Genomic DNA, 21,955 nt, shown 5'->3' on the forward strand with positions numbered 1-21,955 from the left:
AAAATAAGACGAATGAAATTTATACATTTTTTGTATAAGCCATGGTAGCAATACTAATGGTAATATCTTTTGTTTTTAATAATTCTTTACAGCAGTTTTCAAGAGTTGCTCCAGTAGTAATAACATCGTCAATAAGTAAAACGTGTTTTTTTTCTAAAAAGGTATAATTGGTTAGTTTAAATTTAGTTTTATTATTTGAAAAACGTTCAAAACGTTTTTTGAAAGTTTGTGTTTTTGAAACAGAAACTTTAATAAGAATGTCAGGAATATATTTGACTTTTAAAATTTCACTTAAAGTTTGTCCAAATTTAGTCAGTTGATTGTATCCTCGAGTTTTTAGCTTTTTAGAATGAAGAGGGACAGGAATGATATAATCGATATTATTGAAAACACCAGACTCTTTTAGTTTATTACCAAACCTATTGGCAAGGAAAATCCCAATTTGTTGTTGGTTTTTGTATTTTAACTCATGAATAATTTTTTGAGTTATTCCGTGTTTTTGATAATATAAAAATGAACGAACGTTTTTTATAGGTACTTTTCCATAAAAAGTAGACAACATTGTAACATTTGTATGAGGGTTGTCGTCGATAATAGGTAAATCATGGTTACAAGTTGTACATAGGTAATTTTCGTTTTGCAGTAACGTTAACGTACAATTAACACATAGATTAGGATAAAATAAATAGAATATTTCTTTTAAAAGTCGCATCTTTACAAGCCATTTTTTAAGAGAAAGATACAAAAACCTAACAAAAACGAATTTTGAATAAGAAACTTAATTTTTTTAAAGAAGCAGTAAAAAACTATAAAACATCTGGAACAGTTGTTCCTAGCTCTAGATTTTTGGCAGATAAAATGCTAAAGGAAATCGATTTTTCAAAAGCTAGGGTTATTGTAGAGTTGGGGCCTGGAAATGGTGCAATTACGCATAGTATTTTAAAGAAAGTTCACCCTAGTGCAGTTGTTATATGTTTTGAAATCAATGATGCTTTTTATGAAGAATTAAAAGAAATAGACCATCCGCAGTTAATTGTTCTAAAGTCTTCTGCTGAAAAAATAAAAGAAGAAATAGAGAAGTTAGGTTACGATAAAGCAGATCATATAATTTCTAGTTTACCATTAACAATTATACCTAAAAAAATATCGTCAAATATTCTATTAGAAAGTTATCGTTTTTTAAAGACTAATGGGATGTTTATTCAATATCAATATAGTTTAACTTACTATAAGAAACTTAAAGAAGTTTTTGGGAAAAATATAGCTTTAAGTTTTGAGCCTCTTAACTTTCCTCCGGCATTTGTGTACAAGTGTGTTAAAAAATAGTATATTAGCGCAGAACACATCAAGTTGTTCATCATAATTCCCCAGATGATGATTACTATACCAAGATTGAAAAATAACGGCATTGTTGCCTTTTTGATGGTTTTAATAATTACCATTGGATATTTGTCATATCAGAATGCGAGTGACTACGCAGAATTAAAAAATGTTTTTGAGTTAGAGAAGAAAGAGCTAGAATCTGAGCTTAATATTGTTATTAAGGATTATGAAGATGTAAGCTTTGATAAAAATGAAGTTTCATTAAAACTTAGAGAAGAGCTTCATAAAATAATAAAACTTAGAGATACTATTCAAAACTTAAAGGCTATAGATTATGGATTAATTCGTTTTTATAGAAAAAGAATTGCCAATCTAGCTACACAAAATAAAATTCTTTTTACCCAGATAGATTCATTAAACCTTCTTAATAATGAACTGGAAACTAAAAACGATAGTGTAAAAGAAGCGTTATTAGAAAAAGAAAATCTAAACACAAAATTAAAGCATAAAAATTATTTCTTAGGACAAGAGAAAAAAGTCTTAAAGGAAAAAATTGCCGTAGCAGAAATTATTGAGATTTCTTCAGTGAAAGTAGAGGCAATGAAAAAAAGAAGAAAAGATAAATATACCTCTACATCTAGATCGAGTAGAACCGATGCATTTAAAGTAGAGTTTAATTTATTAGAAAATAAAATTATTTCAGAAGGAGTAAAACCTATTTATATTCAGGTATTAGATGAAAATAAAAAGGTAATAGCTCCAGCAAAGGAAGTAAGATTAAAAAATAAAGAGAAAATAATGAGTAGTGATATTCTAATGGCAGAATATCATAATAAGCAAATACCCGTAATTTCTTTTATTTATGTAAATAGAGAAAATATACACAAAGGATCTTATCTAGTTAAGATATTTGTAAATGGCGTTTTTGCTGGTAAATCAATTGTGAAATTAAGATAAAGAAATGAAGTAGAAAACTATTAATTAACCCCAAATAAACCCCCTTAACTATGACTCCCCACAAAAGAAAAAGCATATTAATTGTTGTGCTTTTAATGCTTACACTTTTTTTAACGTTGTACTCGTTTCAGAAATCTAGTCAATACGAAGACCTGAAAAAAATCTTTCAACAAGAAAAGACTGATTTAGAAAAAGAGTTAGACGAGATGATAAAAGATTATACTGATGTTGTTGTAAGAAAAAAGCGTCTTTCTAAAAGATTAAAAGTAGAGTTGGTAAAAATGAAAGAACTTCGCGATTCTATCAAAAGTTTACGAACAGATAATTATAATTTAATTAGAAAATATAGGAGAAAAATTGTTACGTTAGAAAGAGAAAACAGAAACTTATTTATTCGAGTAGATTCATTAAGTACAGTTAACAATGCTTTAGCTCAAGAGAATGTTATTACTAATGAAATCTTGAAACAAAAAGAAACAATCAATGTATCTTTAACAGAGAAAAATAAGGAGTTAACAGAAAAGCAAAAATCACTTGAAGAAAAAATAGCTATTGGAGGAGTTATAAAAACAAGCCCAGTAAAAGCAATTGCAATGAAGGAGCGTAGTAGTGGAAAATTAACCTCTACGTCGAGATCAAGTAGAACAGATGCCTTTAAAATAAATTTCGATTTATTAAAAAATGTAATTACTGAAGCTGGGGAAAAATCTGTTTATATTCAAATTATAGATGAGAATAAAAAAGTGGTAGCACCAAAAGGAGTTACAAACTTAAAAGACGGAGGTAAAATTCAGTATTCAGATTCTATCGAAGTAAATTATAATAATGATAGATTAAGCTTAGTATCGTTAGTTCTAGTAAATAGAGACGATATAAACAAAGGAGAATATACCGTGAGTGCTTTTGTTGATGGTGTTTACTCAGGAGCTACAACTTTAAAGCTCAGATAAACAATCATTAAAAAAATAATAGAAAGTGAAGAATTAAATGAATTCTTCACTTTTTTCTTTTAGAATAGCGTTAGTTTAAATCCTTATTTTATTTTTGCACCATGGCAAAACAAGAAGATCAATTTAAAAAGGTATTATCGCATGCTAAGGAGTATGGTTATGTATTTCAATCATCTGAAATTTATGATGGTTTAAGTGCGGTATATGATTATGCTCAAAATGGAGTAGAATTAAAGAAAAATATTAGAGATTACTGGTGGAAAGCAATGGTGCAAATGCACGAAAATATTGTAGGAATAGATGCGTCAATTTTAATGCATCCTACTACATGGAAAGCATCAGGCCACGTAGATGCATTTAATGATCCGTTAATTGATAATAAAGATTCTAAAAAAAGGTATAGAGCAGATGTTTTAGTAGAAGATTATTGTGCTAAAATAGAAGGTAAAATAGAGAAAGAAGTAAAAAAAGCAGCAAAACGTTTCGGCGATGCTTTTAATAAAGAAGAATTTCTTGCTACAAATGGCCGTGTTTTAGGATACCAAGAAAAGATAAACACTATTTTAGGTCGACTTGGAAAATCTTTAGAAAATGAGGATTTAGCAGATGTAAAAGTTTTAATTGAAGAATTGGAAATTGCCGATCCTTTAACAGGTTCTAAAAACTGGACAGACGTTAAGCAATTTAACTTAATGTTTGGAACAAAATTAGGAGCTTCAGCAGATACTGCAATGGACTTATATTTAAGACCTGAAACTGCACAAGGAATTTTTGTAAACTTCTTAAATGTGCAAAAAACGGGTCGTATGAAAATTCCTTTTGGAATTGCCCAAACAGGTAAGGCTTTTCGTAACGAAATAGTAGCGCGTCAGTTTATTTTTAGAATGCGTGAATTTGAGCAAATGGAAATGCAATTTTTTGTTAAACCAGGAACTCAAAAAGAATGGTATGACACTTGGAAAGAAACTCGTTTAAAGTGGCATTTAAGTTTAGGTATGGGAGCTGATAATTATCGTTTCCACGATCATGAAAAATTAGCACACTATGCTGATGCAGCCGCAGATATTGAGTTTAAATTCCCATTTGGATTTAAAGAATTAGAAGGAATTCATTCTCGTACTGATTTCGATTTAAAAGCACATGAAGAGCATTCAGGAAAGAAATTACAGTATTTCGATCATGAAGAGAATAAGAACTATGTACCATACGTAGTAGAAACATCAATTGGTTTAGATAGGATGTTCTTAGCAGTTTTCTCAAAATCTTTACAAGAAGAAGAATTAGAAAATGGAACAACAAGAACAGTTTTAAAATTACCAGCAGTTTTAGCACCAACAAAAGCGGCTATTTTACCATTGGTTAAAAAAGATGGATTGCCAGAAATAGCACGTCAAATTGTTGATGATTTAAAATGGGATTTCAATGTGTCTTATGATGAAAAAGATGCTGTAGGACGTCGTTACCGTCGTCAAGATGCAAATGGAACACCATTCTGTATTACTGTAGATCACGATACTTTAAATGATAACACGGTAACAATTCGTCATAGAGATACTATGGAGCAAAAGCGTGTAGCTATTTCAGAATTAAGAGATATTATTAAAGAAGAAGTAGATGTTAAAAATTGGTTACAAAAAATGTAATTGATATTTATATAAAACTTGAAATCCTATCATTCTAAAAATGGTAGGATTTTTTATTTTTGCGCTATTAAATAGAAAACAATGAAGACTTTATTAAAAATACTATTCGTTATCTTTTTGTTATGGATGATTGCTGGAGTTTATCTTTTAAATACCGAACATCCAAAAGCACAAGTAGTAATGGGGTTAGGAGTTCTATTTATGTCGTTTATTTTAATGCCTTTATTTATTTACTACCGATATAAAGATGGAAAGTACAAGAAGTACATTATAAATAATAATCAAAATAAAAAAGCTGAGGATTAATTCTCAGCTTTTTTTATTATTTCTTCTTCTGTTGTTTCTTTTTCGTGGTTTGTTATTAGAATTAGTAGAAGATTGATTCTTTTTATTATTTCTAGACCTTCTTTCTTTTTTGTTAGAAGATTCATTAGGGGTATTAGATTTAGTTTTTTTATCAGTGGTGCCAACACCTTTTTTCTTTTTAAAAGGCTTCTTTTTTTGAGTAGAAGCTCTTTTAGGTTTTGCTGTGTCAGTTGGCTCGAAACCTTCAATAATTTCAGTCTTCAGTTTTTGGTTTAGTATTTTCTCTATTTCTTTTTGATATTCAGTTTCTTCGCTACAAACCAAAGAAATAGCCTCACCTTTAGCACCAGCTCTACCAGTTCTACCAATTCTATGAACATAATCTTCAGGAACATTTGGTAGTTCAAAGTTTATAACATGTGGTAATAAAGGAATGTCAATACCACGTGCAGCAATATCAGTAGCAACTAAAACTCTATTAGTATTGTTTTTAAAATTAGCAAGTGCTTTGGTTCTGGCCCCTTGACTTTTATTTCCATGAATAGCAGCAGCAGTAACACCTGCTTTAATAAGCTTTTCGGTTAGTTTGTTGGCTCCGTGTTTGGTTCTAGTAAAAATTAAAACCTGACTCCAATTACCTTCTTTGATGAGTTTGATAACTACCTCTGTTTTCTTTTTCTTGTCAATTGAATAAACTTTTTGAGCAACTTTATCAGCAGTAGAATTTTGCGGAGCAGCTTCGACAGAAACAGGATTTTTTAAAATGCCTTCAGCAAGTTTTCTTATTTCTTTAGAAAAAGTAGCAGAGAACAACAAATTTTGACGTTTTTCTGGCATGAAACTGATAATTTTGTTAATGTCTCTAACAAAACCCATGTCTAACATTCTATCAGCTTCATCTAAAATAAGAACATTAATTCTTTTGAGCGATACGGCTTTTTGCTCGTGTAAGTCTAATAATCTACCAGGAGTAGCAACTAGGATGTCTACCCCTTGTCGTATAGTTTTAATTTGACCAGATGCTTTTACACCTCCAAAAATTACTGTAGATTTTATATTTAAATAAGTGCTGTACTCTCTTATGTTATCGTAAACTTGAGCAGCTAACTCTCTAGTAGGAGTTAATACTAAAGCTCTTATTGGACGGTATTTAGGATGTTTAGTTTCGGCTAAATATTGTAAAACAGGTAGTGTAAAACCAGCGGTTTTTCCAGTTCCTGTTTGTGCAGAAGCTAATACATCTTTTCCTTCTAAAATATGTGGAATTGCTTTTTCTTGAATTGGAGAAGGAGAATTGTATCCTTTTTCTTTGATGGCTTTTAGTAAAGCATCAGATAAACCTAAAGATTTAAATGTCATATGTTTTTTTTCAGAAATAGCGATAATAAGTATAGCTATGAAGCTGCAAAGGTACTGCTATTTATTAGGAAATATAGTAAATAAAAAAGACGCCTAAAAAGCGCCTTTTAGATGTAATATTTAGCTAGCTTATTTTTTCATTGCACCTTTAATAAGTCCAATAATTACCATTAAAACACCACCACCAACACCGCTACCAATGATATTTCCAATTATACCAGAAATATCAATATTAAGCATACCTAATAGTTGGGCTCCTAGTCCACCACCAAGAATTCCTACAACAGAATTCCAAAGTGTACCTAAAGAATATTTTTTTAATAAAGCACCAGCAATGTTACCCCCAACAGCACCACTTAATAAGCTAATAATTAATTCCATAATTTATTGTTTTATAATTAGTTAATTGATTCTAAAGAAAGTGAAAAATAATTAATAAAACAAATAATATCAGATAGTTAGGTGGTTCCGATATGAAATAAAGCATCACCCATATTTACAATTGGAAAGTTGTTTTTAGAAATAATATATCCATCGAAAGGAGCTTTGATATCAAAGTTAGTTTTACCGTAAGTATCCATAATATTACCTAATACTTGTCCTTTTTTAATTGCTGCTCCGTTTTCAATTTTGGCATTGAATAAACCAGCAACTTTTGCACGAATCCATTTTCGCTTATGAATAGCTATAGTAATAAGATTTTCAGGAACTTCAACACTATTATTAATCATTTCAAAGTGTTTTAAAATTCTAAGTGTACCATTTATTCCTTGTTGAATAGCATTTTCATCTAAACGTAATGATTCACCTCCTTCATAAACAATTACAGGGATATTATTTTTATAACATTGATTTCTAAAAGATTTAGGAATTAGTTTAGAGCCAAACAAAAAAGGAGCGTTAAAAAGTTTAGCTAGTTCATAACCTCTTTCATCTTCAGGTGTATATCTTATTTGAGGAAAGTTATTTCTTTGAGCCCCACCAGTGTGAAAGTCAATGGCAAAATCGATATTTTTAGTAAGCTCTTTCATTAAATAGTATGCCATTCTACTGGCCAAAGAACCAGACTTAGAACCAGGGAAACTTCTATTAACATCTTTCCCATGCATATATCTAGATAAACTTAAAAAACCAAAGATGTTTAATAAAGGAACAACAATAACACAACCTCTATGTATTTTATAAGATTTATCAATAAGCATTCTACGTACAAGTTCAATACTGTTTACTTCATCACCATGTAAACCTCCTTGTAATAAAATGGTAGGTCCTAATTTATCACCGTTAAAAACATATACAGGAATTTCGATAAGAGTACCAGTAGGTAACCTATCAATAGGGATTTTAATTAATTTAGATTCACCTAAACCAATTTTATTTCCACGTATTTCTACAATTTCGTTTTTAAACTCTTGTTTAAACATTTTTCTTCTAAGAATTTAATAATAGCTTTGGCTATATTGTCTTTTGTGTAAGCTTCAATACCTTGGAGTCCAGGAGTAGAATTTACTTCAATTAACAAAGGCCCTCTTTTTGAGCGTATCAAATCAACACCAGTAACAGGTAACCTTAAGTATTGGGCAGCTTTTATAGCTATTTCTTCTTCCTCAGGAGTTAAGCTTACTTTAAAACCATTACCACCTCTATGAATATTTGAACGAAAATCATCTTCTAATCCTTTTCTTTTCATAGAAGAAACTACTTTATCTCCAACAACAAAAGCACGAATATCTTCACTGTTACTCTCTTGAATAAACTCTTGCAATAAAATATTGGTATTTGTACCATACATAGTATCGATAATAGATTTAGCAGATTTTTTACTTTCAGCTAAAATAACTCCAGAACCATGCGTACCTTCTTGTAATTTAATTATAATTGGAGCCCCACCTAACAAATCTATTTGTTCGTTAATGTTTTCTGGATTAACAGAAAATAAAGTATCTGGAATAGGGATGTTTTTACGGTTCATTATTTGTAAAGTACGAACCTTATTTTGAGCACGGAGAATTCCTAAAGAAGTGGCAGCACTATATACACCATTCATTTCAAATTCCTTAACAACAGCTGCTCCATGACGAGTTGCAGAAGCACCAATTCTAGGAATAATTACATCGGGAATATCAATAATATTTTCACCTTCATAAATAATTTCAGGCTTACCGTTTGTAAGTTTTATAGAACATCTTAAATGATTTATAATTCTAACATTATGTCCTCTACGATGTGCTTCTTTATATATTCTTTGAGTAGAATATATTTGGTCACTAACAGAAAGAATAAAAATATTCATAGCTATGCTGTTCAAATTACACAAATCTAACATTTTTTTGCATAGAGAGAATTGTTTTTATAGTGGATAAGATAATGTTCTGTTAATTTTTTTTGATATAATGTTTACATGAAGTACTTTCATAAGCTCTAAACCAAACAAGATGAAAACAATTAGTAAAGTTTTTATAGCATTAGTTCCTTATGCGTTGGTAGCACAGCAAGCTACTTCTTCTAAAACAGTAAAAGAATCGCTAGTACAAAAAGAAGCACTAGCAAAAACATCAATAGTAAAAAATGTTTCTTTTGAAAACATTGGGCCAACAGTAATGAGTGGTCGAGTAGTAGATATTGATGTAAATCCAGAAAATACAACTGAGTTTTATGTAGGTTATGCATCAGGAGGTTTGTGGTATACTAATAATAATGGAACAACTTTTACACCAGTATTAGATAGTTCACCAACGCAAAATGTAGGAGATATTGCAGTTGATTGGAAAAGTGGAACTCTTTGGGTAGGTACAGGAGAAAATAATTCATCACGTTCTTCATATGCAGGAATTGGAATTTTAAAATCTACCGATAAAGGAAAAACGTGGGAAAATGTTGGATTACAGGATAGTCATCATATTGGAAGAATTTTAATTAACCCAAATAATCCAGATGAGGTTGTTGTTGGAGCTATAGGGCATTTATATTCTTCAAATAACGAGCGTGGTATTTTTAAAACTACCGATGGTGGTAAAACTTGGAAAAAAACGTTGTTTATTAATGAAAATACTGGAATTATAGATGTACAGCAAGCGCCCAATAATTTTAATGTATTATATGCAGCAGCTTGGGAACGTAATAGAAAGGCATGGAATTTTGATGGAGATGGAAAGAATTCAGCAATTTATAAATCAACAGACGCAGGAACTACTTGGACAAAAATATCCGACAATAATGGTTTCCCAAATGGAGAAAATGTAGGAAGAATTGGTTTAGCAGTTTTTAATGAAGATGTAGTATATGCTTTTCACGATAGTCAGTTTAGAAGAAAAAAGAAAAAGAAAAAAGAAGAAGACTCAAATGCGTTAACAAAAGACGATTTTAAAACAATGTCTGTAGAAGACTTTTTAAAATTGAAAGATAAAAAGCTGAATACCTATTTAAAAATGAATGGTTTTCAAGAAAAATATAGAGCTGAAAATGTAAAACAAATGGTGCGTTCAGGTTCTGTAAAACCAAACGATTTAGCTAAGTATTTAGAAAACGCAAATACATTGTTATTTGATACTCCGGTAATTGGAGCAGAAGTGTTTAAGACTACCAATGGTGGAAAAACATGGAAGAAAACACACGAAGGCTATTTAGATGATTTATATTATTCATATGGATATTATTTTGGAGAAATACGAGTAGATCCACAGGATGAAAAAGGAATTTATGTATTAGGGGTTCCTATTTTAAAATCGAAAGATGGAGGAAAAACATTTACATCAATTAGTAAAGAAAATGTACATGCCGATCATCAAGCATTATGGGTAAATGCAAAGAAACAAGGACATTTAATTGATGGGAATGATGGAGGTTTAAATATTTCATATGATGATGGTGAAAGTTGGACAAAACTGAATCAACCAGCAGTAGGTCAGTTTTATACGGTTTATGCCGATAATCAGAAAAACTATAAAGTGTATGGAGGTTTACAAGACAATGGTGTTTGGGTAGCGAATCATAATGCTAAAATGGATAAGCGTTGGAAGCAAACAGGAAAAAATCCATACGAGAGTATTATGGGAGGAGACGGAATGCAAGTGGCTGTAGATGATAGAGACCCTAATATTGTATATACAGGATATCAATTTGGAAATTATTTCCGTATAAATAGAAAAACTGGACAGCAAAAATATATTCAACCAAAGCATAAGTTAGGAGAGAATCCATATCGCTTTAATTGGCAAACACCTATCCAGTTATCAAAACACAATCAGGATATATTATATTTAGGAGGAAATAAATTACACCGTTCATTAGATAAAGGAGATACTTGGGAAACTATTTCAGAAGATTTAACCAAAGGAGGAAGAAAAGGTAATGTAGCTTATGGTACGTTAACTACCATTTCGGAAAGCCCGTTCCAATTTGGTTTAATTTATATAGGAACAGATGATGGACTTGTACAAGTTACTAAAAATGGAGGCGGAAGTTGGGTGAACGTCTCAAATACATTACCTCAAAATTTATGGGTAAGTAGAGTAATTGCTTCAAAACATAAAAAAGAAAGAGTCTATGTTACGTTGAATGGATACCGTTGGGACGATTTTAATGTTTATGTATATATGTCTGATGATTATGGAAAAACATGGAAAAACATAAGTGGTAATATTCCAGTTTCACCAGTAAATGTAATTAAAGAAGACCCTAAAAAAGAAAATATTTTGTATGTAGGAACCGATAATGGTTTGTATGTATCTTTTAATAAAGGTGCAGAATGGCAATTATTCCAAAAAGGATTACCTAATGTAGCGGTTCACGATTTAGTAATTCAGCCAAAGGCTAAGCATTTAATTGTAGGAACGCATGGTCGTAGTTTGTATAAAGCGAACATAGCACCGTTGCAAGATTTCAAAAATGAAGAAACATTATTTGCTGTAAAGAAAATTAGAAAAAGTAATTTTTGGGGAAGTTCATGGAGTAAATGGTTAAAGCCAAACACCCCTAAAATTTCGATTCCATTTTATGTGAAAGAAAATAAAAAGGTTAGTATAAAAATTTATGCAGGAGATATTCTAGTAAATACAATTAAAAAAGATGTAGAGAAAGGATTTAATGAAGTAACATACGATGCTTCTTTTTCTGAAAAAGGAAGAAAAGAATATCTGAAAAAACATAAGGATGCAATTGTAAAAAAAGCAAAAAACGGAGTTTATTATTTACCAAAGGGAAAATATACTATAAAGCTTGAAGACAAAAAGCAGACATTAGAAATTAAGTAAGTTGTAACATTTTTTTATTTAAGTATTCTAATAAGTATAAAAAATAAAAGAAAATGAAAAAATCGTTAAACTATACTTGTCCAAAATGTAATAATCATACTTACGAAGTAAGTGAAATGAGAGCTACAGGAGGAACATTGTCTAAAATTTTTGATGTACAGAATAAAAAATTTACTAGTGTAACTTGTCAAAGATGCAGTTATACAGAGTTTTATAAAGCAAGTACAAGCGCATTAAGTAATGTTTTTGATTTCTTTACAAATTAAGAAACAATAGTATCTTTGCCTATATGGGAATTATAAGAGTAAATGATATTCGTTTATTTACCAATCATGGATGTTTAGACGAAGAAGGAAAGATAGGCTCAGAATATAGAGTAGATGTTGAAGTAAAAGCAGATTTACAGAAATCGGCAAAAACGGATGAATTAGTTGATACAGTAGACTATGTTCATTTAAATCATATTGTAAAGGAAGAAATGGCTATTCGTTCTAAATTATTGGAGCATGTAGCACAAAGAATTATAGATAGAATCTTTAGAGAGATACAACTTGTTGAAGAAGCGGAGGTTAGCGTTTCAAAAATTAATCCACCAATAGGAGGAAATGTAGGAGAAGTTGTAATTATTGTAAAAGATGTGCGTAAAAATTAAAAAAAGCTTGCAGAAAAGGATAAAAACTGTAAATTTGCAGTCCTTATCAATATAAGGTGTCGTGGCCGAGTGGCTAGGCAGTGGTCTGCAACACCATGTACAGCGGTTCGAATCCGCTCGACACCTCAGAAAGTAAAAACCTCTCAAAATAAAGGGAGGTTTTTTTGCGTTATAGGTGTACTACTTTATTGTTTTTAAAACTTTTAAGAATATTTTAAACCTAAAGGTTTTTGTATGGTAAGAATAAAGGTTATACATTTGTAGTGCTATAAAAAAATAAATTGCTAATATTCAATAACAGACTTTATGAAAAAAACGATGTTAAGCATTTTTACAATGCTTTATTCTGTTGTCTTGTTTTCACAGGACTTACCGGAAGTATTACCTCCATCTCCGGAGGCAGCTTCATTAATTAAGTATTCACAAACAGATATTTCTCCATATACGGGTTTACCAAATATCTCCATTCCATTTCATACAATATCCTATAAGGGCGTTAATATTCCTATAGGATTGAGTTATAGTGGAGGAGGAAATAAGGTATCAGACATTGCCTCTTGGGTAGGGTTAGGATGGAATTTACAAGCAGGAGGATTGGTTACCAGAACAATTAATTGGTTACCAGACGATAAAAAGACTTTTGGGTATATGAATACAACTTATACGCTTCAAGATTTTTCACAAAGGCCAGATGGAGCTTTTACTCAAGGAGCTCTTCTTGAGACCCAAGATTATCAATTGTTGGATGCTACACAAGAGATAAGAGATTATGAAGCAGATGAGTTTAATTATACAATACCAGGATATTCAGGGACCTTTTATTATGATCAAAATGTAAATGATTTTGTGGAGTTTCCTCGTTCAAATGTAAAGATAAGTGCCATCAAGACAAGTTTAGGTAAAATAACGGGATTTACTATAACAACCCCAAATGGAGTGGTCTATAATTTTGGAGGAACAGATAATTATTTAGAAAAAATAAAAGGAGTTAAAAGCTATACACAAACATTAACAGGAAGTTTTACATCTAATAATGTAGGTAGTTATGGAGATACATCAGACCCATATTATCAAAGTTGGATGTTAAAAAGTATTAGTTTTCCTACTTCTAATAATCAAATTACTTTTAATTACGTATTAGAAGATGATGTTAAGGCAATGGTTATAAGTGGGGAAGATGTAATTCTACCAGCAGGAATAGATCCTTATAAACATAGTATTAATTATGTAGAGAAGAAGTTTACACAACCAAAGATATCAGAGATTCAATTTCCATCAGGGAAAGTAGTTTTTAGTAAAAGTAGTACAGAACGTTTGGATTTAAAGAACTCTTATGCTTTGGATAAAATTACACTTTATGATACAAATAATAATTTTGTAAAGAGCTTTCAATTAAATACTGTCCAGTCAGCAGCAGTATTAATGGCAAACTATCAAGCACCTTTTTTTGATGTTCATGATACAGAAGGAAAGAGTCGCTTACGCTTAAATTCCATTTCAGAAATATCAGAAAGCCAAAATACAAATGGGGTGTATAGTTTTGAATACAATGCGCAAAAGTTGCCAGGAAGGTATTCCAATGCTGTAGATTATTTTGGGTACTTTAATGGACAGATTAACGCAAATAAGATACCGCGTTCAAGAGGATATACTCCGAGTTATCCGTATGCTATTTATGGAGATGCAAATAGAGCAATTCATCCAAATTATACACAAGCAGAAATACTTACAAAGCTTACACTTCCTACAGGAGGTGTAGAAGAGTTTATATGGGAAAACCACAAGATTAGTTCTTTTAACGATGGTAGTTCACATCTTTATAAAGATTATACCTTAAAAGAAACTATAGGATTTCAAAATACAAGTTTATTTTTAGATACCGGTTATCCAGTAACAGCCTATTCAAAAACATTTACAGTAGCTTCCAATAGTGATGGTTGGGTAGATTTAAATATAGACATGTTTGGTTGTTCAGGACCAGATATAAATAATACAAATTGTTCTTATATTATTAGTTTAGAAGGAGTAGATGTTTCATTTACACAAACAATTTCACTTAGTGATTTTGCAATACAATTAACACCTGGAAAAACGTATAAAATTGTAGCTAAATCGAGAAGTAACCAAAGCTATTGTGATCCTATAACCGATCCTACTTGTACGAATCCATCACCTATTTTAAATGTTGTAGCAAACTATCAAATAGATCCTACACCAGGAGAATATTTATTTGGAGGACTTAGAATAGGGGCAATCAAAGTATATACAGACGCCTTAGCTACAGTTCCAGTAAGTTCAAGACAATTTGATTATACTTTTGATGCTTCAGCACCGAATCCAAATCTTACTAGTGGAATGGTTTATCAATTACCAATTAATAACTCAATTGTTAATGCAAACAATACAACAGCTAACGGAGTAGCAAAGACTGTTAAGATAAGTGCAAATGGAGCTATTAAACCTGTAAAACAAGGTGCATTAGTAGGTTATAGAAATGTAAAAGAATCATATACCAATCAAGGGTTATCAAACGGTTATAAAGAGTATAAGTATCAAGAATTAGATTTATGGACGGATTATGTTTTTGATGATGTTTACTTTTCAAGTCCTTTTTCTAGTGTTCATAAGAGAACATATATCCCAGATTGGCGTAATGGTAATTTGTTAGAGACTAAATACTTTGATGGAGAAGATGTTTTGTTAAAGCATGATTCGTTTACTTATGAAAGATTTGATACATTTCACAGAAGAGGAAGTGAATTTGCAGTTCAAGTATATCGAATGCCTTATGTAGGTGTTGGAGAGAATATATTTGATAATCGTTATATTACATATTATGGATATACAACAGAATATCATAGGTTGAAACAACAAAAAAGCATTAGTCATTTAGGAAATACACAAGTAACTAGTATTACAGATTATACGTACAATAACAATCCTTTATTGTATTCAGAAATGAGAGTTGCTAATAGTAAAGGAGAGGTTTTAAAGACAGAGATACAGTATGCAAAAGATGTAAATAATCAAAGATTAATAAACGAACATCGAATAGCAGAGCCTATTAAAAACAAAACTTTTAATGGAACGATTAAGTTAAACGAACAGGAAACTGTTTATAAAGATTATAACGGATTGTATTTGCCAGAAAAGGTGCAAGTATCAAAAGGTACAGGAGTATTAGAAGACCGAGTTGTATATCATTCATATGATGATAAAGGAAATCCGTTAGAGGTGAGTAAAAAGGATGGTACTCATATTGTTTATATCTGGGGGTATCAGAAAACACAGCCTATAGCTAAGATAGAGAATGCGAAATTATCAGATATTCCAAGTGCTACAATTACAAGCATACAAACAGCTTCTAATTTAGATACCAATGCAGCAACTGAGAATACTTTACGTACGGCATTAAATGGCTTAAGAGGAATATCGTCATTATCAAAAGCTCAGATTACCACATTTACTTACGATCCTTTGGTAGGAGTAACGAGTATCACAGATCCAAGAGGACAAACGATGTATTATGAGTACGATGAATTTAATCGTTTGTCCTTTGTAAAGGACAACGAAGGAAAGCTATTAAAAGAAACACAATACAAGTATAAAAACTAGTAAGCTATGAAAAGACTAGAGAAACAATTATTACTATTCTTATTGTTATTAGGAATGGTAGTTTATGGGCAGGGAGGTTTAGGCCCAGGAGGTCCAGGTTTTGGCACCTTAATACCAATAAGTGGAAATACCAATGTAACCTTAAATAGTACACATACCTATACAGTAAGTGCTATAGGAGGGAATCAACCCAATACAGGGACATGGACAGTAGCTGGGGCAACGATATTAAGTCAATCAGCTACCACAGCAACGATAAAATGGACAAGTTCAGGGAGTAAAGAAATCCAGTATAATGGAAGTTCAGGATCATTAACTTATACAGGAACAAGTTACGTAACAGTACAACAAGCTTTACCAGCAACACCAAGTGGTCCAGTAGTAAGTCAAAACAATTGTGGGAATACAGTGTTATCAAGAGGAACACCACCAAGTGGCATAACTTGGTATTGGCAAGGAACCTCTAGTAATGGAACAAGTACTTCTAATTCAAGTAGTACCTATACAGTATCTAGCTCAGGGACTTATTATTTACGTGCACGCAGTAGTAGTGGGGTTTGGAGTACAAATTCATCATCTATTCATATAAGTGTTAATACAGTTCCATCAACACCACCAACAGTATCAGTAGTAAATAACTGTGGAAGTTCTGTGTTAACGAAGGGAAGTCAACCAAGTGGCGTTACATTTTACTGGCAATCAAGTGCAAGTGGAACATCAACAAGTAACTCATCAACAAGTTTAACCAGAACTAGTGGTTCGGTATATTACTTAAGAGCAAGGAATAACAGTACAGGATGTTGGAGTTCAGCAAGAACAGTAAGTTATACCATCCAACAATCATCAGTATGGTATGCAGATACAGATGGAGATAGTTATGGGAATCCATCAAGTACAACTAATGCTTGTTCTAAACCATCAGGCTATGTATCGAATTCAAGCGATTATAACGATAGTACAGCGAATATAACTAACATAGCACCACAAACCTTTTATTTAGATGCGGATAATGACGGATTTGGAGATCCAAACAATAGTGTTTATTATAGTGTAAAACCATCAGGTTATGTAACTAATAATACAGATGCTTGTCCAAATGAAGCAGGAGCAAATAATGGATGTAGCTATACACCAGTAGTATTTAGTAATGAGAACTATGTATTTAATAGAGTGTATAGAAAAGCAATGACAAGTCCATCAGAAATTACCAGTTCAAGCGATGTGGTAGAGAGTATTGCTTATTTTGATGGATTAGGAAGAGGGAAGCAGAGTGTAGGAATCCGTCAAGGAACTAGTGGAAAGGATATTGTTACGCATATGGAATACGATGCTTTAGGACGTCAAACTAAAGAGTACTTACCCTATGCAGCAGCTACACAAAATGGATTGATAAGAACAGGAGATGTAGCAACAGCTACTAAGAGTTATTATCAAACTAATTATAGTGAAGATTTTGCAGGAGTATCATTACCTAATGTAAATGCTTATTCAGAAAAAATACTAGAGAGTTCCCCATTAAACAGAGTATTTGAACAAACAGCTCCGGGGAAGGACTGGGCAAAGGGAACAAGTTATTCCTCAAAAGGCTATACAAACAATAGTCATAGTATAAAGTTTGAATACCAAGCAAACGCAACAAATGAGGTAAGAGCATTTGGAGTAGATGTAGTATTGGCTGACAATACCTATACACCGAGTTTAACGGTAAACTCATCTTATCTAGCAGGTACTTTATACAAAACAGTAACCAAGGATGAGAATTGGGAACCAGCAGATGGAGTAAACCATACAACGGAAGAGTTTAAGAACAAACAAGGACAAGTAGTTTTAAAGCGTACCTATAACAATAGTGAAAAGCACGATACTTATTATGTATATGATAAGTATGGAAACTTAACTTATGTATTACCACCAAAAATGGAAGGTAGCACAGCTACATTAGCTAGTATTACAAGTAAATTAAACGATTTAGGATATCAATATAAATATGATCATAGAAACCGTTTGGTAGAAAAGAGAATACCAGGAAAGGACTGGGAGTATATTGTATATGATAAGTTAGATAGACCAGTACTTACTCAAGATGCGAATTTAAGAGCAGAGAATAAATGGTTATTTACTAAGTATGATGTATTAGGAAGAGTAGTATATACAGGACGTTATATAAATGCGTCAGACAGAATAACTATTCAGAATACAGTAAATACTTTTACGGGAGATAACTTATATGAAGTTCGTTCAGGATATAACAATATGAATGGAATTGCGATGTATTATACCCATAGAGCATTTCCAAATACACAGAATGTATATATTTTGACGGCAAATTTCTATGATAGTTATCAAAACTTTGATAGACGAGGAGCTCCAGAGAGTGTTGTAAGTTATGGAAAGACATCAACAAGTAATGTGAAAGGGTTATTGGTGGGAACGTATACACGTGTAGTAGACGTGACACCCAATGAAATCCCAGCAACGATTACTTATTACGATGAGAAGGCACGTCCGATTTATGTATACAGTAAAAATGGTTATTTACAAACTACCGATATTGTAGAGAGTAAGTTAGATGACTTTACAGGAAGAGTACTAGAAACAAAGGCAACACATAAAAAGACAGGGCATGCAGATGTTGTAACGGTGGATAGCTTTGAATATGATCATTTAGATAGATTGATAAGTCAAACACAAAAGATAAACAATCAAGTATCGAATAGAATTGTAAAAAACAATTATGACGAGTTAGGACAGTTAACCTCTAAAGTAGTAGGGAATGGAGTAGTAAAAGGATACAAAGATGTAACTTCAGGAATTTCTATTAGTGGTGATGTAATTACAAAAACTGGAAGTAATGGTTGGGATGCAGGATTAGCCACTATGGGAAGTATTCAAACAAGTGGTTTTGTAGAATATAAATTACCAAAGAAGTATATGCACTTTATGGTTGGTTTATCTGAACAAAATACAGACGCTTACTTTGGATCAATATCATATGCAATATACAATGCAGGAACTGCTATACAAGTATTTGAAAAAGGGGAGTTAAAAGGAGTTTTTGGAAATTCAGAATTAAATGATGTATTCAAGATAGAGCGTATAGGAAATACTATTTATTATAAAAAGAATAATATAACATTTTATACCTCTCAAATACAGTCTTCAGGAAGTTTATTAGGAGATATTTCAATGTATTCTGAAGGAGCACAAATCAAAGACTTAAAAATTGTAGACAATAACAAAGGACTACAAACAGTTGATTACAAGTATAATGTACGCGGATGGTTAAAAAACATTAACCAAGATGCAAATAATGACAACGATTTATTTAACTTTAGCCTAAAGTATAACGACATAACTGATACCAACAAACGTTTGTATAACGGAAACATTAGCCAAACAAGTTGGAATACTTTAAATACAGATACAAGTTCAAAAACATATACCTATAACTACGATGCGCTTAATAGAATTTTAGGAGCAACAGGAGTTAACGGATCTAACTATAATGTTTCGGGAATTACTTACGATAAGAATGGAAACATTTTAAGTTTGATTAGAAATGGGCATACCAATGTAGGAGCAACTAGCTTTGGAGTAATGGATAACTTAGTGTATAGTTACGATAATGGAAACAAGCTAACCAAAGTATTAGACAACGGTAATGACATTTATGGATTTAAAGATGGAGCCAATACAACTATAGAGTATAGCTACGATGCCAATGGTAATATGAAAACGGATGCCAATAAAGGCATTACTAATATAGTTTATAATCATTTAAATTTACCAACACAGGTAACCATAGGAGGTCAAAATATTACTTACACCTACGATGCAGCAGGAATGAAGTTAAAGAAAGTAGTAAATGCTACCACTACTGAGTATGCAGGAAACTACATCTATGAGAATAATGTTTTACAGTTCTTTAACCATCCAGAGGGTTATGTAAAGAAAGACAATACAGGTTTCAAATATATATACCAATACAAAGACCACTTAGGAAATGTCAGGTTATCGTATACTGATAGTAACAACGATGGTGTTATTACTGCTAGTACAGAAATTGTAGAAGAATCTAATTACTATCCTTTTGGTTTAAAACATAAAGGGTATAATGGGAATGTTTCTTCTTTAGGGAATTCTGTGGCTCAGAAGTGGAAATATAATGGTATAGAGTATGAAGAATCATTAGGGTTGAATTTATACGAAATGGATCTACGACAATATGATCCTGCTATAGCTAGATGGACTTCTATAGACCCAGTTGTCCATCATTCTATGAGTACTTATACAGCTTTTGATAATAACCCAGTATTTTGGGCTGACCCTAGTGGTGCAGATTCAGAAAGTGGAGGTTTTTCTTCAACAGAAGAATGGATGAAAGCTAATGGAATTACTCAGGATAACTTAATTACAATTTATAGTTCCGAAAGTGATAATGATGATTGTTGCGGAGGGAAAAAGAAGAAAAAAAGTAAGAAGAAAGCGGTAAAGAATATGAGTGCTGGTGAATTCTATGGTATGGCATATAACGGATATGCTAGAACAGCATTTTTAAATGGTAATGATCCATATAATCCAACAGATATGGATATAGCCCAAAATGAAAGAGAAAAGGCTGAAGCTGTCGGAGATTTGGCATTGTTTATAACAGGTGAGTGGGCAACTGCTAAAGCCATACAAGGGATTGCTTGGATGTATAGATTTTCAAGAGGTAGGTATTTTTATACAGTTCAAGGAGCTGATGATGCAGTGAGATTATTGGGAGATGGATTACCTTGGCCAAATTCACCAACAAGTGCTCATTTTGGAGAGGGATTATATTCATGGGGAAGTAAATCGGCTGCGGAGCTATATAAATCTAGATTAGGTTCTTTTGGGATAGAAGGATTACAGGTTATGAGGTTTAGAGTTAGTGGATATAGTAGATTAAAAACATTAAATTTAACGAAATTTAGTGATGAAGCAGCAAATGCTTGGTTAAGTAAACATAGTTCACTTTTTGGTGATGGAGCAAGTCATTCTTTTCAACATATTATAAGAGGAACAGGAATGGGAAATAATGAATATTATTTTGCAAAGGAGATTTTTTCAAAAATAAAATTTAAATAATGAAGGAATTAAATCATAAATATAGATTGTTAAAAGAGTCTAATTGGGGAATAGCTATTGATATAGATGGTAGTTGTTTAGAATTTAAAGAAGAAAACACTGAATTAAACTATATAAGTATTCATAAAGAAAAAGGAATTTTTATTGATATTTCAAAGATAAATCATTTACCGGAAATTCAAAAAAATATTTTAATTAATGGAATAAAATGGGTAAGAGATTTAATTAATTATCCTGTAGTAATAAAATTTTCAGAAGTGAAATATAATTTTACAGATTTTCAATTAGAAGGACTTTTTTTTGCTAGTGCTGAGTGGGCTAGTATAACTTTTAAGTTTAAATTACATGATTATAAAGTTTCTTTTGATAAAAAGGAGAATAAATATATTTTTACTCCAAATCCATTGGATTTGTGTTTTGATTAAACTTTACAACAATAATATCTTAATAAGTATAAAAAAAAGGCCGTGATTGCACGGAAATGTTTCGCCCCGCTCCCGCTAGTCTCTGACTAGTGGTATGCAAGAGTAGATAATTTATTATATATATTACTAGAACTACCTTAATATAAATTAGGGTAGTTTTTTTATTTTAGACGAAAATTGTAAAATGCTATAAGTTTCTCAGAGTTTAATTAAATAAAAACTAATTTTGTTTACCACTAGTTAGAAGAGAGGATCGATAACTATTTTAAAAAAAATAAATGTTTATGAATGACCCGATAGCGCGGAAATGTTTTCCGTGCCGAGTATGAGTAAGTAAATAGAAATTAAATTATTAAAAATA

The 21,955-nt window shown here is 31.5% G+C and carries 16 protein-coding genes and 1 tRNA gene; 12 read left to right on the forward strand and 5 right to left on the reverse strand.

Annotated elements, in window-relative coordinates:
* Positions 1–19: 19 nt before the first annotated feature.
* Positions 20–712 carry a ComF family protein gene (locus ACOQN8_RS06685; RefSeq protein ID WP_420552105.1) on the reverse strand — a complete coding sequence of 231 codons (693 nt, stop codon included), beginning with the start codon at positions 710–712 and terminating at the stop codon, positions 20–22.
* 53 nt (positions 713–765) lie between these two features.
* Here ACOQN8_RS06685 and ACOQN8_RS06690 point away from each other — a divergent pair, with 53 nt between their 5' ends.
* The 5 genes from ACOQN8_RS06690 to ACOQN8_RS06710 all read left to right on the forward strand — a co-directional run bounded on the left by ACOQN8_RS06690 (position 766) and on the right by ACOQN8_RS06710 (position 5,179).
* Positions 766–1,326, forward strand: a complete 561-nt coding sequence (locus tag ACOQN8_RS06690) for a class I SAM-dependent methyltransferase (protein ID WP_420552106.1) — start codon at positions 766–768, stop codon at positions 1,324–1,326.
* A 45-nt stretch (positions 1,327–1,371) separates the two neighbouring features.
* Positions 1,372–2,280: a hypothetical protein gene (locus ACOQN8_RS06695; protein WP_272150909.1), complete on the forward strand. Its 909-nt coding sequence runs from the start codon at positions 1,372–1,374 to the stop codon at positions 2,278–2,280.
* Between the two features lie 50 nt (positions 2,281–2,330).
* Positions 2,331–3,230, forward strand: a complete 900-nt coding sequence (locus tag ACOQN8_RS06700) for a hypothetical protein (RefSeq protein WP_420552107.1) — start codon at positions 2,331–2,333, stop codon at positions 3,228–3,230.
* Positions 3,231–3,331: 101 nt separating this feature from the next.
* Complete coding sequence (locus tag ACOQN8_RS06705; protein WP_420552108.1) at positions 3,332–4,873, forward strand: glycine--tRNA ligase; 1,542 nt, start codon at positions 3,332–3,334, stop codon at positions 4,871–4,873.
* A gap of 81 nt (positions 4,874–4,954) precedes the next feature.
* A complete protein-coding gene (locus tag ACOQN8_RS06710) occupies positions 4,955–5,179 on the forward strand; it encodes a hypothetical protein (protein ID WP_235274596.1) in 225 nt (74 codons plus the stop codon).
* A gap of 3 nt (positions 5,180–5,182) precedes the next feature.
* Here the strand turns inward: ACOQN8_RS06710 and ACOQN8_RS06715 are convergent, their stop codons facing one another.
* From ACOQN8_RS06715 to ACOQN8_RS06730, 4 genes are all read right to left on the reverse strand, one after another.
* The gene (locus tag ACOQN8_RS06715) at positions 5,183–6,538 is read right to left on the reverse strand and encodes a DEAD/DEAH box helicase (RefSeq protein ID WP_420552109.1); all 1,356 of its coding nucleotides are present in this window, start codon (positions 6,536–6,538) and stop codon (positions 5,183–5,185) included.
* A gap of 129 nt (positions 6,539–6,667) precedes the next feature.
* Positions 6,668–6,919: a hypothetical protein gene (locus tag ACOQN8_RS06720; RefSeq protein ID WP_150897936.1), complete on the reverse strand. Its 252-nt coding sequence runs from the start codon at positions 6,917–6,919 to the stop codon at positions 6,668–6,670.
* A gap of 77 nt (positions 6,920–6,996) precedes the next feature.
* Positions 6,997–7,962, reverse strand: a complete 966-nt coding sequence (locus ACOQN8_RS06725) for a succinylglutamate desuccinylase/aspartoacylase family protein (RefSeq protein ID WP_420552110.1) — start codon at positions 7,960–7,962, stop codon at positions 6,997–6,999.
* Positions 7,929–8,831 carry a RimK family alpha-L-glutamate ligase gene (locus ACOQN8_RS06730; protein WP_420552111.1) on the reverse strand — a complete coding sequence of 301 codons (903 nt, stop codon included), beginning with the start codon at positions 8,829–8,831 and terminating at the stop codon, positions 7,929–7,931. The genes ACOQN8_RS06725 and ACOQN8_RS06730 overlap by 34 nt, the downstream gene beginning before the upstream one ends.
* A 142-nt stretch (positions 8,832–8,973) precedes the next feature.
* Here ACOQN8_RS06730 and ACOQN8_RS06735 point away from each other — a divergent pair, with 142 nt between their 5' ends.
* From ACOQN8_RS06735 to ACOQN8_RS06765, 7 genes are all read left to right on the forward strand, one after another.
* Entirely contained in the window at positions 8,974–11,790 is a 2,817-nt protein-coding gene (locus ACOQN8_RS06735) for a VPS10 domain-containing protein (protein WP_420552112.1), read from the forward strand.
* A gap of 53 nt (positions 11,791–11,843) precedes the next feature.
* Entirely contained in the window at positions 11,844–12,056 is a 213-nt protein-coding gene (locus ACOQN8_RS06740) for a zinc ribbon domain-containing protein (RefSeq protein ID WP_299119699.1), read from the forward strand.
* A 23-nt stretch (positions 12,057–12,079) separates the two neighbouring features.
* The gene (gene folB / locus ACOQN8_RS06745; RefSeq protein ID WP_235274603.1) at positions 12,080–12,442 is read left to right on the forward strand and encodes a dihydroneopterin aldolase; all 363 of its coding nucleotides are present in this window, start codon (positions 12,080–12,082) and stop codon (positions 12,440–12,442) included.
* 55 nt (positions 12,443–12,497) lie between these two features.
* A tRNA-Cys gene (locus ACOQN8_RS06750) sits at positions 12,498–12,568 on the forward strand.
* Between the two features lie 180 nt (positions 12,569–12,748).
* A complete protein-coding gene (locus tag ACOQN8_RS06755) occupies positions 12,749–16,057 on the forward strand; it encodes an RHS repeat domain-containing protein (RefSeq protein ID WP_420552088.1) in 3,309 nt (1,102 codons plus the stop codon).
* 6 nt (positions 16,058–16,063) lie between these two features.
* Complete coding sequence (locus ACOQN8_RS06760; protein ID WP_420552113.1) at positions 16,064–21,169, forward strand: DUF6443 domain-containing protein; 5,106 nt, start codon at positions 16,064–16,066, stop codon at positions 21,167–21,169.
* Positions 21,169–21,594, forward strand: a complete 426-nt coding sequence (locus ACOQN8_RS06765; protein WP_420552114.1) for a hypothetical protein — start codon at positions 21,169–21,171, stop codon at positions 21,592–21,594. Before ACOQN8_RS06760 ends, ACOQN8_RS06765 begins: the two co-directional genes overlap by 1 nt.
* Positions 21,595–21,955 lie beyond the last annotated feature (361 nt).

Origin of the sequence: Tenacibaculum aiptasiae, assembly GCF_965221665.1 — a bacterium.
Taxonomy (GTDB): Bacteria; Bacteroidota; Bacteroidia; order Flavobacteriales; family Flavobacteriaceae; genus Polaribacter; species Polaribacter aiptasiae.

Excerpts from the sequence above, each read along its gene's own strand:
- ACOQN8_RS06740 (WP_299119699.1), top strand. The coding sequence starts at position 11,844 with ATGAAAAAATCGTTAAACTATACTTGTCCAAAATGTAATAATCATACT.
- ACOQN8_RS06725 (WP_420552110.1), bottom strand. The coding sequence starts at position 7,962 with ATGTTTAAACAAGAGTTTAAAAACGAAATTGTAGAAATACGTGGAAAT.
- ACOQN8_RS06730 (WP_420552111.1), bottom strand. The coding sequence starts at position 8,831 with ATGAATATTTTTATTCTTTCTGTTAGTGACCAAATATATTCTACTCAA.
- ACOQN8_RS06700 (WP_420552107.1), top strand. The coding sequence starts at position 2,331 with ATGACTCCCCACAAAAGAAAAAGCATATTAATTGTTGTGCTTTTAATG.
- ACOQN8_RS06685 (WP_420552105.1), bottom strand. The coding sequence starts at position 712 with ATGCGACTTTTAAAAGAAATATTCTATTTATTTTATCCTAATCTATGT.
- ACOQN8_RS06710 (WP_235274596.1), top strand. The coding sequence starts at position 4,955 with ATGAAGACTTTATTAAAAATACTATTCGTTATCTTTTTGTTATGGATG.
- ACOQN8_RS06755 (WP_420552088.1), top strand. The coding sequence starts at position 12,749 with ATGAAAAAAACGATGTTAAGCATTTTTACAATGCTTTATTCTGTTGTC.
- ACOQN8_RS06720 (WP_150897936.1), bottom strand. The coding sequence starts at position 6,919 with ATGGAATTAATTATTAGCTTATTAAGTGGTGCTGTTGGGGGTAACATT.
- ACOQN8_RS06715 (WP_420552109.1), bottom strand. The coding sequence starts at position 6,538 with ATGACATTTAAATCTTTAGGTTTATCTGATGCTTTACTAAAAGCCATC.
- ACOQN8_RS06735 (WP_420552112.1), top strand. The coding sequence starts at position 8,974 with ATGAAAACAATTAGTAAAGTTTTTATAGCATTAGTTCCTTATGCGTTG.
- ACOQN8_RS06765 (WP_420552114.1), top strand. The coding sequence starts at position 21,169 with ATGAAGGAATTAAATCATAAATATAGATTGTTAAAAGAGTCTAATTGG.
- ACOQN8_RS06705 (WP_420552108.1), top strand. The coding sequence starts at position 3,332 with ATGGCAAAACAAGAAGATCAATTTAAAAAGGTATTATCGCATGCTAAG.
- ACOQN8_RS06695 (WP_272150909.1), top strand. The coding sequence starts at position 1,372 with ATGATGATTACTATACCAAGATTGAAAAATAACGGCATTGTTGCCTTT.
- folB (WP_235274603.1), top strand. The coding sequence starts at position 12,080 with ATGGGAATTATAAGAGTAAATGATATTCGTTTATTTACCAATCATGGA.
- ACOQN8_RS06760 (WP_420552113.1), top strand. The coding sequence starts at position 16,064 with ATGAAAAGACTAGAGAAACAATTATTACTATTCTTATTGTTATTAGGA.